Source organism: Companilactobacillus paralimentarius DSM 13238 = JCM 10415 (genome assembly GCF_001434985.1).
Lineage (GTDB): Bacteria > Bacillota > Bacilli > Lactobacillales > Lactobacillaceae > Companilactobacillus > Companilactobacillus paralimentarius.
Map to the genome: position 1 here is coordinate 1 of NZ_AZES01000085.1, position 14,333 is coordinate 14,333.

General features: G+C 34.5%; 14 protein-coding genes. 2 read left to right on the forward strand and 12 right to left on the reverse strand.

The features are described from left to right. Positions 1–5: 5 nt before the first annotated feature. From FD33_RS07685 to FD33_RS07705, 5 genes are all read right to left on the reverse strand, one after another. On the reverse strand, positions 6–473 hold the full coding sequence (locus FD33_RS07685) for a DUF805 domain-containing protein (RefSeq protein WP_056955880.1): 468 nt from the start codon (positions 471–473) through the stop codon (positions 6–8). A gap of 10 nt (positions 474–483) precedes the next feature. Further along, entirely contained in the window at positions 484–825 is a 342-nt protein-coding gene (locus tag FD33_RS07690) for a fluoride efflux transporter FluC (protein WP_025085802.1), read from the reverse strand. Further along, entirely contained in the window at positions 822–1,238 is a 417-nt protein-coding gene (locus tag FD33_RS07695) for a fluoride efflux transporter FluC (protein WP_034544312.1), read from the reverse strand. Before FD33_RS07695 ends, FD33_RS07690 begins: the two co-directional genes overlap by 4 nt. A gap of 279 nt (positions 1,239–1,517) precedes the next feature. Further along, positions 1,518–2,417, reverse strand: a complete 900-nt coding sequence (gene gnd / locus FD33_RS07700; RefSeq protein WP_025085800.1) for a phosphogluconate dehydrogenase (NAD(+)-dependent, decarboxylating) — start codon at positions 2,415–2,417, stop codon at positions 1,518–1,520. Positions 2,418–2,538: 121 nt separating this feature from the next. Beyond that, complete coding sequence (locus FD33_RS07705; protein WP_025085799.1) at positions 2,539–3,117, reverse strand: MerR family transcriptional regulator; 579 nt, start codon at positions 3,115–3,117, stop codon at positions 2,539–2,541. A gap of 225 nt (positions 3,118–3,342) precedes the next feature. On the opposite strand from FD33_RS07705, the gene FD33_RS07710 reads away from it, so the two are divergent. Then, positions 3,343–4,731 (forward strand): hemolysin family protein, encoded by a 1,389-nt coding sequence (locus FD33_RS07710; protein WP_025085798.1) that lies wholly within the window; start codon positions 3,343–3,345, stop codon positions 4,729–4,731. 84 nt (positions 4,732–4,815) lie between these two features. Here the strand turns inward: FD33_RS07710 and FD33_RS07715 are convergent, their stop codons facing one another. The 6 genes from FD33_RS07715 to FD33_RS07740 form a co-directional block, all read right to left on the reverse strand. Beyond that, complete coding sequence (locus FD33_RS07715) at positions 4,816–5,568, reverse strand: class I SAM-dependent methyltransferase (protein WP_025085797.1); 753 nt, start codon at positions 5,566–5,568, stop codon at positions 4,816–4,818. Between the two features lie 104 nt (positions 5,569–5,672). Then, on the reverse strand, positions 5,673–7,382 hold the full coding sequence (locus tag FD33_RS07720; protein WP_025085796.1) for a glycosyltransferase family protein: 1,710 nt from the start codon (positions 7,380–7,382) through the stop codon (positions 5,673–5,675). 76 nt (positions 7,383–7,458) lie between these two features. Continuing rightward, entirely contained in the window at positions 7,459–9,099 is a 1,641-nt protein-coding gene (locus tag FD33_RS07725; RefSeq protein WP_025085795.1) for a glycosyltransferase family protein, read from the reverse strand. A 67-nt stretch (positions 9,100–9,166) separates the two neighbouring features. Continuing rightward, positions 9,167–9,514 (reverse strand): iron-sulfur cluster biosynthesis family protein, encoded by a 348-nt coding sequence (locus FD33_RS07730; protein WP_025085794.1) that lies wholly within the window; start codon positions 9,512–9,514, stop codon positions 9,167–9,169. A gap of 8 nt (positions 9,515–9,522) precedes the next feature. Further along, positions 9,523–10,338, reverse strand: a complete 816-nt coding sequence (locus FD33_RS07735; protein WP_025085793.1) for a hypothetical protein — start codon at positions 10,336–10,338, stop codon at positions 9,523–9,525. Between the two features lie 2 nt (positions 10,339–10,340). Continuing rightward, a complete protein-coding gene (locus FD33_RS07740) occupies positions 10,341–11,003 on the reverse strand; it encodes an HAD hydrolase-like protein (RefSeq protein WP_025085792.1) in 663 nt (220 codons plus the stop codon). An 87-nt stretch (positions 11,004–11,090) separates the two neighbouring features. Here FD33_RS07740 and FD33_RS07745 point away from each other — a divergent pair, with 87 nt between their 5' ends. Continuing rightward, positions 11,091–13,427, forward strand: a complete 2,337-nt coding sequence (locus FD33_RS07745) for an HAD-IC family P-type ATPase (RefSeq protein WP_056955881.1) — start codon at positions 11,091–11,093, stop codon at positions 13,425–13,427. Positions 13,428–13,459: 32 nt separating this feature from the next. Here the strand turns inward: FD33_RS07745 and FD33_RS07750 are convergent. Next, positions 13,460–14,333 (reverse strand): SLAP domain-containing protein (locus tag FD33_RS07750; RefSeq protein WP_201781090.1); only part of this gene is annotated, 874 nt, incomplete at its 5' end.

The window sequence follows — 14,333 nt, forward strand, 5'->3', positions numbered from 1 at the left end:
TGTTTTTATTTTGTCATTTTTCTAAAGTGGCTAACTTGATTATAAAATTCGCCAATATTTTTAGGCCAAGAATTTCCAAAGTCTTTTTGTGGCAAGCACAATAAAACTAGTAACGCTATATCACCTAAGAACGGAATTATCGGTAACAACACCCACCAGCCGTGCATTTTTCTATCGTGCAATCTTCTAATAATGGCCGTAAAAACAGAAATTATATAATATCCGAATGCTATTGCCAAAGCTACGCCAACAATTGAACTCCAATAAAAATCAGTTATAGGCATTTTAGTAATCACGAATCCTAAAATTCCCATGATAATTCCGGCTACAATAGTCATTCCTAAAAAGCCCCACCAGAAATCCTTACGACTCATTCTCTTAGCGCCTACAAATAAATCTTGAAAATATAATTTTGTGGAAGAAATGATTCCTGGATGAAAACTTTCATTCCATACTTGTTCTTTCATTTGCATTTGATTTCTCCTAAATGTGAATTCCAATAATGAATCCTAAAATACCAAAAATGTAAGTTAAAACAAAGTATAACAGACATCTCCATAAGCGGTGTTGGAACCACAACTGACTTAACTCCATACTAAAGGTACCAAAGGTGGTAAAGCCTCCACAGAATCCTGTACCTAATAGTAATAATATCGCACCATTATGAATTTGTGCAGTGAATATTCCCAGCAGCAAGGCACCAAAAATATTGATCAGTAAGGTTATAACGGGAAAATCAACTGGAATCTTGGATTGTAATAAAGTTAGCTCATTTCTTATAAAGGCACCAATAGCAGCACCAAAACCTACAATTAAAAAATTCATTTGTGCTTGCTCCTTATATAGTCATTAAATGCCTGACCAGCTGCCCAATAATTACCCAATAGGGCTAACAAGAAGCCACCGACAAGTGTGAACGTCAGATATATCAGTAAAGATTGCCATTGACCGTTTTCATATAACCGATAAGTATCGGCTGTAAATGTTGAAAAAGTCGTATAGGAACCTAATAGACCTGTACTCAAGGTCAAAACTACTTGCGAGGATAAGTTATATCGATCCTGTAAATAATGAATCAAAAATGGCAATAACAAAGCTCCACTCAAATTGGCTATTAGTGTCCCCAGAGGAAATCCATTACTTGTTTTGAAAATTAAACTCTCGCCATAACGAAGATTACTACCGATAAATGCTCCAATTAAAAGAAGCAAAAATACTTTACCCTTTTCCTTCAACATAAAAAAATCACCCTCAAAAACAAAAGAATTGGATACAATATCCTTTATCATTCACTTCAAATAACCCAGAAATTTAAAACAGCACCTATTTAAAAACGTAATGCATTACGCTTATTCTAAATAGATGCTGTTATTTTTATTTCAAAAATTTAGAAAGAGAACAATAAACGGAATCTTTTACTAGTCTGGAATAAAAGTTAAAAATGCGGTTAGTTTCAAGTTACATCCAGAATATTCTCAACTTCTATGAAAGACAGAATCCAAACTCTTTTTTAATCATTATTTTTTATCAACATCATGTCCACCGAATTCATTTCTCAAGGCAGCCACAACTTTACCGGTAAAAGTATCATCTTCTAAAGAACGATAACGCATCATCAATGATGCTGCAATAACTGGTGTTGGTACTTGTAATTTCAGAGCTTCTTCCAAAGTCCACTTACCTTCACCAGAGGAATGCATTACCCCTTTTATTTCATTCAAATTAGGATCTTTTGAAAATGCTGATTGTGTCAATTCCATCAACCAACTACGAATAACTGATCCGTGTTCCCAAACTTTAGCAACAGCTTCATTATCATAATCAAATTGACTGTGAGACAAGACATCGAATCCTTCAGCAATTGCTTGCATCATTCCGTATTCAATGCCATTGTGAACCATCTTTAGATAATGACCACTACCGGCCTTTCCAGTATACAAGTATCCGTCTGTTTGAGCAATTCCTTTGAAAATTGGTTCAATATATTCAAAAGTTTTTTCATCATCGCCACCAATCATGAAGTTACCATCACGATTAGCACCACTCATACCGCCAGAAGTACCGACATCAAAGAATTTAATTTCTTTATCTTTCAAGATTTGGTTATGTTTCAATGAATTCTCGAAAAATGAATTGCCACCATCAATTACAATATCATTGGGATCAAGAATTTCGCTAAGCTTATCAATTGTTTCATTTGTAGGATTTCCTGCTGGTAACATTACCCAGACAATACGTGGAGCTTGTAATTGCTTAACAGCGTCCTCCAAGGTTTGTTCTACTTGTGCACCTAGTGTTGAGGCATCATTTCTGGCAGCATCGTTTAAATCAAACGCAACTACCTCGTTTCCATTACGAATCAAATTCTCAGTCAAATTGATTCCCATCTTGCCTAACCCAATCATTGCTAATTTCAAAATTAATCCTCCTAAATTGTTATCACAAGGATTAATTATACATAAAAAAGCCGCACCAAAAACAACATTTTGGTACGACCCGATTGCTTAAAAGGTTGATATCATCGACTTAATTGGCTGCTTAGCCCATAAATTTGTTCCACCAATGACCCTTTTTATCATTATTAACCTTTTCGTTAACACGTTCTTTGATCTCTTCATTGTCATTGCCACTGTTACTAGAATCCTTACTTTGAACTTTTTCCTCTGCTTGTTGCTTCAAGGTATCTAGTTCAACTTGTAATTCTTCTTTAGCCTTTTGAGCGTCATTAAGTTCATCTTGCAATTCTTTGATTGTAAGTTCGCGCTTTTTGTTTTCAGACTCTAATTTAGCAACGGTTACTTGTAATTCTTTAACCTTTGCTTCTTGTTGTCCATCCTCAGTTTTATCCTTTTTCACTTCAGAAGTTGGATAAATTTGCATTGCGGATGTTTCCAGAGTCATTTTAGGTCCATGGCTCAATTTAACCATTTCTCTAAAATCTTCAATATTTTTTTGCGTGTATAAACGATTATTTTGACTATTACGTTCAAAATATTTACTATTCTCAGTCGTGCGTTCAACGATCAAAGAATATTTACGCAGTGTAGCTACACTTATCCTTAAATCTTTGGCAGCTTGTGCAGGAGTTAATAAATTGTTGCTTTTTACTTTAGTCAAAAGGATTCCCCCAAGGTTGTTTCATTCTCTTCATTATAAAAATAATAATTGTGAAGTTCAACTACAAAATCAATGTAGTCTAAATTAAAATCATCCTTGCTATATTTTAACCTTCAAATTGGATATACTAAAGATGTATTAATAAAATATTTACTCTTAGCCGACACAGTCGGTTTTTCTTTGGTGTATAATTCATCTTACAAGAACAGAAGGGGAAATCATATATTGTCAAGTTCTACAATTACAACAAATTTCATTATCATTTTACTTACTTTCATTTTTGCTTTCTTCTTTGTTGCTGCTGAGTTTGCTTTAGTACAAACCAGGTCCAGTCAACTAGAAGATGCAATTTCAAAGGGTAATGGTAATACAAAAAAATTAAAACGTGCTCTTATGATGGTCAATAACCTCAACGAGTACTTATCAACAACACAAGTCGGTACTAGTATTGCTGGTATCATCTTAGGTTGGATCGGTGAAAGTACAATTGAGTACCTATTAGTAGAAGTGTTGGGTGTTGCTCATATCTCTGCTGGTGGTAGTAGCGGTTTACATGCCGTCAGTTCCATTGTTGGTGTGCTTTTACTAACATACCTTGAAGTTGTTTTGACGGAAATTGTTCCTAAAAACATCTCAATTGATATGCCAATGACGATGTTAATGCTTGTCGTTACACCGTTGCGATTCTTCCATATTGCCGTTTATCCATTCGTTTGGTTATTAAACGTGTCTGCTTCAGGTATCGTTCGTTTAATGGGAATGAAGCCTGCCGATTCAGAAAATGAAGTTTTCTCTCAATCAGAAATCCTTAGACTTTCTAAATCATCTATTAAGGGTGGTGATATGGAACCTGATGATGTTATCTTCATGCAACGTGCTTTTGAATTAAACGATAAAGTTGCTAAAGATATTATGGTTGATAGAACTAGTCTTTACGTTGTCGATATTACCGATAAAGTTAAGGACGTTATCAAAGATTATTTACAACAAGGTTTCTCAAGATTCCCTGTTGTTGCCGATAACGATAAGGATAAAGTTTTAGGTTATGTATATGCCTATGATATTGTTCGTCAAAACCAAGTCGATGGTAATGTTGGCATCAGCCGCATCTTGAGATCTGTTAACACGGTTCCTGAAACAATGCCTATCCAAGATATTTTATCTAAGATGATCAAAAAACAAACACCTATCGTTATTGTCGTTGATGAATACGGTGGGACAAGTGGTATCGTTACTGATAAAGATATTTACGAAGAATTATTTGGTACCGTTAAAGACGAAATCGACGATGTTTCCGATGAATATATTGTTAAGAATCCTGATGGTTCTTATAATGTTTCTGGTAAAACCACACTTTATGATTTCGAACGTTACTTCAAATCCGATATTCCTGAATTTCAAGATTCTGATATTATCACTGTTGGTGGTTATATCATTGAAAAGTATCCTAACATTCAAAAGGATTTTGAGTTCGAGATGGATAACTTTAAGTTTAAGGTCGCTGAATTCGACCACGGATTCGTTAACTGGTTCAAAGTTACAGTTGATAAGACAGCTGTTACTAAACAAGATAACTTAGCATCACTTACTGATGTTGATGATTTAAAAGATTAAAACTAAGCAAATAGCCAATAACTCGTAATTGAGTTATTGGCTATTTGTTTGACTAAAATGAAATGTATTCATTATTAAACTCTTTTATTTTTTCACAGAGTAGCTAGCCCAAAATGTCGGAACGTTGAAATCATGAAGTTTACCTTCACTATTAGTATCTTCATATAAATCAACAATTTGAAAACCAACCTTGATTTGACTACGCAATTGCTCATCCAACGTATGTGAGAACTGAACTCCATCTTCCTCTAAAGGAAATTCTTCTTTAATTTTATCATCCTGTAAAGGATTGTAAGGTAAAGCATGATAGAGCTTGGTTTCTGTCTTATCGAAGATATAGTTGATACCATTATCCATGCCTACCAGTAAGCGACCACCTTTTTTCAAAATACGATGGCTCTCTTTCCAAACATGTTGAACATCCTCAATATAACAATTAGCAACTGGTTGAATGATCAACTCAAAACTATCATCTGCAAATGGCAAAGGCTTAGTCATATCGCCACGAATAATTTCAATATCATATCCTTCACGTTTAGCAACTAACTCTTCAGCGTCTAATTGTTTTTGCGAATAATCAAAAACTGTACATTCGGCACCCAAAGCAGCTAATATTGGCATCTGTTGACCACCGCCTGAAGCTAAACCTAAAACCTTTTTACCAGCTAAAGATTCTGGGAACCAATCACGGGGAATTTCACGATTAGGTGTCAAAACCATTCTAAATTCACCTTTTTGTGCCTTAACGTATTCTTCGTGAGAGATAGGTTTTCCCCATTCCCAACCTTCTTCGACCCAATGGTCAATAACTTTAGAATTAAATTTTGTATAATCCATTAGCTTTCCTCATTTGTAAAATTTCTATAATTATAGAATTAATATTCTTCTATAACAACAAAAATAACCACCCAACTAAAAGTTGATTGGTTATTTGCTGAATATCATTTTTCTTTACTACTCTTTAAGCCTTCAATTTTACTGAAGTCAATTAAATTTAATTTGTTAATAAACAGTACTGCGATAATAACTAATAATGATAAGAATGAAGTACGACGAGCTAACTTTTGCGTTGTTGTTTCAAAGTAATCGACCACTACTTTACCTTTGCCATGAATGGTTACTTGCGCCAAGTTATTATTAGTTTTATCTACATGCAATTCGGATACTTTTCCCTTCGATTGCGTGCTTTGGAAACCATAATAACCGATAATCGGCAAATCAACTTTGGCATGCTTAGCGTTCTTAAAATTGAAACTTAAACGTGTGCCATATTGCTTGAAATTAGTAATCTTAGCTTTTCCTTTAGTTACTTGAGGCTTATGTTTACTTCTCTGCAACTTGCTCAAGTTAGTTCCTATAGGAAGATACTCTTGACCTGCACCAATACTATAAGGTTCTGACTTACTGTAAGCCTCATAAGTATTTCTCTGAAGTGGTGAATCAGTTACCAAACGATATTCTGCAGAAATTGCTGTCAACATGACAAGTACTATCAACATGGTTTTCATCGTTCTCTTTTTGAATATTCCTAATGGATCAGCGGCAATAAAGACCGCCAACAATAATGAAGCAATCATGTAAAAGCGCCATGGAAATTGAATCATCTTAATTGGTGTCTTATTCAAAAGTTCCCAAGGGAACAATTTAGTACTGCAGAGTAACATCACTGCTCCAATTAATGAAAAATCACGGACAGCCTTGTTCTCAACTTTAGTCAAAGAGATAAAGACGACTATTGCTGCAAATAACATCAGAATTCCGGGATTAGCCTGATTATAAACATTATTTAGACTCGCATGAGCCATATCAGAAAAATCAGCTGCAGCCGCAACTAAATTAGAATTCGATTGAGTCAAAACAAACTTAGTATGTTTTACCTGCTCCAACATCGGTAGGAAATAAGCTGCCGTTAGAAGTAAGGAACAAATCGTTGCCCAACAAAGAGATAATAATCGAGTTGGTGTTTTTTTCAGTTCACCAATCTGACAAACTGCTACTGCAACAATCACAATAGCCATCAATATTGGTGTAATTGCATGTGAATAAATAATTCCAATCATACCAAAAGTTAGATACAACCAATTTTTATGTTCACCGTAAAAAATTTCATAAATACCTAATAACGCTATTGGTAAAAAAATGAATGCTCCCACTTCACCTAAATCGTGACGATATAGGACATCATACATTCGATATGTTGATAGCGTGTAAACGAAACTGAAGACCAAACTGTTCCAATATTCCTTCTTGATCTTAAAGAAACAAAGGAAAGAAACTCCCATTGTCAAAAATGTTAATAGAATATTCAATCCGACAATTGCTTGAGCACTGGAGTAACCCATTAAGCGTAAGAAAGCAGCTGGGTAAAGTAGAAAATCAGAATAAAAGATATTAACAATATATCCGAAACCATCCATAAATGACATGTTGATAAACGGGAAATACTGGTGACGCAACAATGAATGATATAGTCCCTCAATTCTCATATTGTGGAACCGATCATCACTCGTACCTAAGAATGACCAAATCTTACCTTGGAAAATCTGTGCTTGATAGACAGCCAAAATGCTGACCAGTAGAAAAAGCGCAATTGTAAAAACAATAATTGCAACTTTTTTCCAATTCTTTTTATTCAAAAATGTTAATTGCATAACAAAATACCTTTCTTAGTGATAAACACAATACGTTTATTATACTAACTAGCTTCTTGTAAAAGATACCTATTTCTCACTCTTTTTTCCTAATATAACAAGTAATCAACAAGACCAATAAACTAGATATCGAAACAATTCTACTACACTTTTGAATCCATGTTTGAACATATTCAACCCTAACAATCCCCTGGCCATTTAGAGTCACTTGGCCTAAGCCCGTTTTCAAATTCATTTTCAATGGTGACACATTGCCAAGTGATTTTCTAGATGAATATCCATAATAACCAATAATTGGTAAATTGATTTTGGCTCCTTTAGCGTTAGTAAAATTAAAACTTAACTGTGATCCATTCTGCTCAAAGTCAGTAATCTTAATGGTGCCCTTTGCCACCGTAGGAACATGCGGAGTTAATCGTAATCTAGCTAGGTTGGCATTTCTGGGCAAATATTCCTCCCCACTACCAATACTGTAAGAATCTAAATGGTCAAAAGTAGTATAAGTATCATATTCATTAGAATAATTTTTAATTAGTATTGCTTCCGAAGTTAAAGTAAGCATGACTACTAAACCCAGAAAGATAATTTGTAATTGTCTCTTTTCAAAAAGATGTAACGGATCAGCGACTAGAAAGATACTGAAAAGAATTGTAATCAACATGTTCAATCGCCAGGGAAATTGGATTATCTTCAATGGCGTATTTTCTAATATTTTCCAAGGAAAAAATTTAGTTGTCATTATTAAAAAAATTTCACCAATCACTGCAAAATCACGCACTGCCACATTCTTTTCTTTCCAAATGGCGAAGGGAATAATTAAACCAATGGCAATACAAACCAACCCGATACCTTCTTGATAAAGATTGTTTGTAAAACTCCAAACCAGGATATCTTTAAACGAATTGCTTCTTTGAGCAATATCAATTAATGGAGAGGTCAATTTAAATTCTGTCTGATGCAGCTGTTCAAAAATTGGCAAAAAATAGGCTAAACTCAAGGCTCCAGCGAGTAAGCCCGCATAAATCAATTTAATAATTCGTTGTGGCTCTTTAAACAAATTTTTGAGCCTAAATAAAATTACGAAAAATATGAAAATTCCAATCAAAATTGGTGACAGTGCATGAGCATAAATCACCATTACCATTCCAAAAGCTAAAATTTTCCATTTGTCAGCATCCGCATAAAAAATCTCATAAATGCCCAAGATAACAATTGGTAAAAAAGTCAGTGTTAATGTCTCACCTATATCAAATCTACGTACCATATCAAAAATGCGATAAGCACTTAAAGTGTAAACAAAGCTAAATAGTAAGCTTTTGGCATCGTTATGACTGACATAACGGTAGGTATAGAAGGCTATCAAAAAAGTACTAAAATTCAGAATGACATAATAAGTCACAAAAGCTTGCGCTGTGGTCAAACCAAATAGCCTTAGAATAGCTGCTGGATAGAGCCAAAGATCCGCATAAAAAATATTGGCGATATATCCAAATCCATTCATAAATGACATATTTACAACTGGGAAAAATTGACCATGCTTTAGAGATTGATATAAACCCTCAATTCTTAGCACATGAAAGCGGCCATCGGTATCAAGATCCAAGTAAGACCAAATATGACCGTTTGCTAAATCTGTTATATAAATAATGACGACACTCATAACAAGAAACAGTAACCAGATGAAAAGTATTTTGTGTTGAACAAACATTTTTTTCATAATTTCTACCTAGTAGTAAAAAAGGAGTTTGAAGACATACGTCTTCAAACTCCCTCAAGATATTTTTCTATTTTATTTTAATAATATTGACACTTTTATCAATTAGTTCTTTTGAATTACTAAAAATCAGTAACTGTGTTTTAGGATCAACTTTCAATTTCAAATGATCATCCAAAAAATCTTTTGCACTATCTTTGAAATAGATTATTCCCAAATTACTGTCTAAATGTACCGTATAATCTGTCAAATCTGCTGTTGGATCAACCACAATAATTCGAAATTTCGTCAAAAGCGCGCAAGTACCCTCATCCGAAAAACGACCAAAGCCATCGTCCAAATCTAAGAGCAATTTCTTACCTGCATCAACGTATTTTTGTAGCTTGATCTGAGCCTCATTGCTTATTTCAATTTTCATTATCGACCTCAATATTTATACTTCATGGTACTACCCCAATCAATTAAACTGACAATAAATACCATAAATATAATTGTTATATAACTCAGGAATATCCCATTGAGAACATTGTATAATACATCCCTGACATTGTAGTCGATATTGCTTACAATAACATCTTGCAATGGATAGTAAACACACCCTAATACGATTGCTAATAAAATTGAAGTACAAATACCAACCGTACCTAAGTGATGGAAGAATAACATATTAGAACCAACTTTGGAACGCAAACGGATTGCTAGTAAAATAAAGATTCCGGCTGCCGCAACCATGATCGTCTTAATCAACTTTTTAATAGTTTGAATCTTAACAATCACCGTTTCGATCGGTCCTAAATCATTATCCACGATCTGGTTCATCAAATCTTCATTACTTTTAATAACAGTATCGATTTCATTATCAATATTTAATCCATAATTCTTGGCTTCAGCTTTTAATTTAGTACTAATAGTCGCTAAAATGGCACTACCAATAGTTAATTGCGAGTCATCACTATACACTTCATCCACGGAAGTATTGATTATCTTTTTGACATCCTTATTAGTTAAGTTAACGGATGATAAATTAGTCGAAATGGAATAACTATTAACCAGCCTTCCCAATCTTTGATTGGTATAATTCTTGATCAAAGTTACATTTGTTTCACTGCTGACCACTTTTTTCACGTAATTACTATTTAGAACCGTAGACAGAGTGATTCCCAAAAAGACGATTACCATCAAACAAATTGATAACAAAATTAATGTAAAACCGTGTCTATTGTAAGACAATGACTTGCTCATAATTATTTCTCCATAGCTAGATTAACAATCTCTTGAGGCTTGTTGACGATCCACTCAGAATTGGCAGCTTTTAATTCCTTATAGTCACCAAAACCGTATGTCACCCCAATGGCCTTCAAATTGTTTTTATGTGCCCCTACAATATCACTGCTACGATCCCCAACCATAACAAGATTTTTTGTATCTAATTCAACGGAAGTTTTATCAATTCCATAAGAAATGACATCTTCTTTTAATGAACGAACTGACTCATCTTCGGCCGCACCGAAGACATGTCTGACGTATTCTTTCATATTTAACTGGTCAATAATTCTTTTAGCAAAAATTTCCGGTTTAGATGTGGCAATAAATAATTGCTTATCAGCCTCTTTCAATTCTTGAAACATTTCTAGAACACCATCATAAACAGTGTACTCCATCCAACCTTCGTCTTGATAATATTCCCTAAAGGCGTTTATACTTTGATTAATCAACGGATCATCTGGTGCTAAATGATCGTATTTTTGAAGTGAGGCACCTATAGTAGGTCCAATGAAAGTATGCAAAGTCGCATCATCATGAGGAATATATCCCAAGGTATGTTGGTACATATATCTCAAACTTTTCATAATTCCTGTTTCAGAATTAATAATGGTTCCATCCAGATCAAAAAATAAATTGTTCAAATTAAATTCATCCTTTTATGTTAAATTTAAGTTATGTAAAGATTATATAGCATTCAATTAAAAATAACTAACAGTCGTAGGTAGAGTATGGTAAAAATAAAAAAACCGAAAACATATACCAGCCTCGAAGATGGACTAACGAGTCAGCAGGTTGCTACTCAAGTTCAAAAGGGACTGACAAATGTACAAATAAAGAAGTTATCGCGTCCAATACCAAAGATTTTGGCCGATAATCTATTCACACTATTTAATCTTCTAAACTTGATCATCGCTATCTTAATTTTCTGGACTGGATCCTATCGGAACTTGTTCTTCTTAGGACCAGTGATTGCCAATATTATCATTGGTAGTTATCAGGAAATTAGAGCTAAAATCACCGTCGATAAAATTAGTCTGGTCAACACTCAAAACTTTACCGTTATTCGTGATAAACGTAAACAAGAAATTCCAATTGATCAATTAGTCGAAGACGATATCGTTATGGTCAAACGTGGCGATACAATTCCCGCCGATGGGATTGTTCGTTATTCTAATGGCCTACAAATCAACGAATCCAGTATTACTGGTGAATCTGATACTATCACCAAACAAATTGATAATGAAGTTTTCTCTGGTAGTTTTGCCATCGCCGGACAAGCTCAGATCCAACTGACTCAAGTCGGTCATGAGAGTTTTGTCTCTAAATTGTCTTCAGCTGTTGGTAAAGAAAAACGATCCGTTAGCGTTTTAATGAAAATAATTAATAACATCATTAAAATTTTAACATATACCATCATTCCAATTGGACTTCTTTTATTTTTCCGTTCATTCTTAAAAAATGGTGATGTGGCCCAATCCATTTTGGGTACTTCTGCTTCCGTTATTGGAATGATTCCAGAAGGTTTAGTTCTATTAACTGCTGTGGCTCTAGCTACTGGTTCTTATAATTTATCGAAACGTAACATTCTAGTTCGTTCGCTGAGTGCTATCGAAACACTAGCTCGGGTTGATACTTTGTGCCTTGATAAGACTGGTACGATCACTACTGGTAAACTAACAGTTAAGAAAACTCTTACTTATGGAAATATGGATACTAAAGAAGTTCAAGCCATCGCTACTAAAATTGTTGAAGCCACACAGGAAACTAATGCGACTGCTTTAGCTATTAAAAAATTAGACGCTCAAGTCCTTCAAACTAATGTTCAAAAGGTCATTCCGTTTTCATCCGAAACCAAATATTCAGGGTTTATAGATGAAGAAAATGTTCGTTATATTATGGGTGCTCCTGAATTCATTATCAAGAATCCTGCTTCTGAAATTACTCAGACAGTCGAACATGCGGCCGAGAAAGGGTTCCGTGTTATTGCTATTCTTAAAGAAGACTCTCAGCAGACTCTTTTAGGCTTGTTACTGATTTCTGATGAAGTTAGACCGCAGGCTCCTTCCACTTTCTCATATTTAAAAAATCAAGGAATCGATTTAAAAATCATTTCTGGTGATAATCCCGTCACCGTCGCTAATGTTGCAGCACAAGCCGGTATCGCAACTGGTAAGAGTTATATCGATATGAGTAGTGTCAATGATGATCAAGATTATCATGAATTAGTGAAAGAGTACAAAGTCTTTGGTCGAGTTCGTCCTAGTCAAAAGGCTGACTTGATTAAGGCTATGCAAGATAATGGTCTGACCGTTGGTATGACTGGGGATGGTGTCAATGATGTTTTGGCCATGCGTCAATCTGACTGTAGTGTTGCCATTGCAGGTGAAAGTGATGCGGCCGAAGCTTCAGCCGATTTTGTCCTTTTGAATCGTAATTTTGATTCAATGATTTTTATGCTCAATGAGGGCCGACGTGTTATCAATAATGTTGAAAGAGTAGCGTCTCTATTCTTGATCAAAACGATTTATTCCGTTGTTTTGTCGATTTTCTTCATTATTTTGGGAACTGGCTATCCCTTCCAACCATCCCAATTAACACCAATCAACGCTTTAACAGTTGGTATTCCAACATTTATCTTAGCTTTGGAACCAAACTATACTCCACCAGCTGGCCGTTTCATGCGTAACGTTATGGAGATTGCTTTACCATCGGCTATCTGCAATATCATCTTTATCATAGCCATCTCAATTCTGGGTCGACATTTTAATTATAATTTTGCAACAACCTCAACTCTATCTGTCTTTACAATCGGTATTATTGGTTACTGTGCACTGATTTCCATCAGTAATCCGTTGATTGTCAGAAAGCAAGTTATGATTGGTATCTCGTTTGCCTTATTTATCATTACCTTTATCTTTGGAAATAAAGCTTTCGGATTACAAAGTATTTTGACATTACAGTATACATACCTCTTCGTTGCTATCTTCTTAACTGCCTGGCCACTCTTCATGTTCATGCGTGAAGTTTTAGGTCGTAGAGTATTCTCTAAAATTAATTGGAAATAAAAAACTCAATCCGTTTTGGATTGAGTTTTTTTTCAATATTTCAAATGTATTTCACTAGCTTTAACCCACATATTAGTAGCGACTCGATACATTTTAATTCCATTTATTTTAGCAATCCTGTCAGTGTACCAAGGTGTATTTTTAGCTAACACTTTTTCAGTATTTATTTTACCTTTTGAATCATATACTGGTGTCTCTTTTAAAGTCGTAACTACATTGCTAAATGATACGTACTTATAGGCTTTATCAGTTCTAATATACTTATCAGTTGCGACCCGATAATATTCAACGCCATTAATAGTCTTTAATTGGTCGGTTACCCAATTGCTGGCTTGTCCCAATTCGATATTCAAAGGCTTACCATTAACGTCATAAACTTGAACCGTTCCGCCATCAGGATAAGTTGAAACTAATCCCAATTCGTCGCTATCAGTAGCTTTTCTCACAGAAATTTTGATGTTCTTATTACCACTGTCAATTTGATAAATGGCGTCATCAGCATTGACTAAAGCGTAGCCTGCTGGAACTTTCAAATTAATCTTCGAACCATTGGCACCCTTACCTGTTTGAGATCCTACTTCTTTATTAGTAGTCTCATCAATATACGAAATACTATATGACGTATCAGCCTTGGTTACATAGCTGGTAAAGGTCATATTATTTTTATTAAGTAAAAATCCATACGAAGATAGGTCAGCTAAACTGTAGCCGTCGGGAGCTTGAGCATTGATATAATCACCCAAATTACCTTGTGAAGTAGTTTTATCTACCACTTCATTAGTGGAAGCATCTTTATATTGAATCGTATAATTCAATCTTTCAACTGGAATACTAGAAGTTGCATTTTTAATTAAGGTAGATTGTAAGATTAAATAGAATTCTACCCAGACGAAAAATTTGGATAGA

What these genes read in the sequence shown, in the direction of transcription:
- FD33_RS07695 (WP_034544312.1), bottom strand. Translation starts at nt 1,238, where the DNA reads ATGTTGAAGGAAAAGGGTAAAGTATTTTTGCTTCTTTTAATTGGAGCA.
- FD33_RS07720 (WP_025085796.1), bottom strand. Translation starts at nt 7,382, where the DNA reads ATGCAATTAACATTTTTGAATAAAAAGAATTGGAAAAAAGTTGCAATT.
- FD33_RS07735 (WP_025085793.1), bottom strand. Translation starts at nt 10,338, where the DNA reads ATGAGCAAGTCATTGTCTTACAATAGACACGGTTTTACATTAATTTTG.
- FD33_RS07745 (WP_056955881.1), top strand. Translation starts at nt 11,091, where the DNA reads ATGGTAAAAATAAAAAAACCGAAAACATATACCAGCCTCGAAGATGGA.
- FD33_RS07730 (WP_025085794.1), bottom strand. Translation starts at nt 9,514, where the DNA reads ATGAAAATTGAAATAAGCAATGAGGCTCAGATCAAGCTACAAAAATAC.
- FD33_RS07725 (WP_025085795.1), bottom strand. Translation starts at nt 9,099, where the DNA reads ATGAAAAAAATGTTTGTTCAACACAAAATACTTTTCATCTGGTTACTG.
- FD33_RS07685 (WP_056955880.1), bottom strand. Translation starts at nt 473, where the DNA reads ATGCAAATGAAAGAACAAGTATGGAATGAAAGTTTTCATCCAGGAATC.
- FD33_RS07690 (WP_025085802.1), bottom strand. Translation starts at nt 825, where the DNA reads ATGAATTTTTTAATTGTAGGTTTTGGTGCTGCTATTGGTGCCTTTATA.
- FD33_RS07715 (WP_025085797.1), bottom strand. Translation starts at nt 5,568, where the DNA reads ATGGATTATACAAAATTTAATTCTAAAGTTATTGACCATTGGGTCGAA.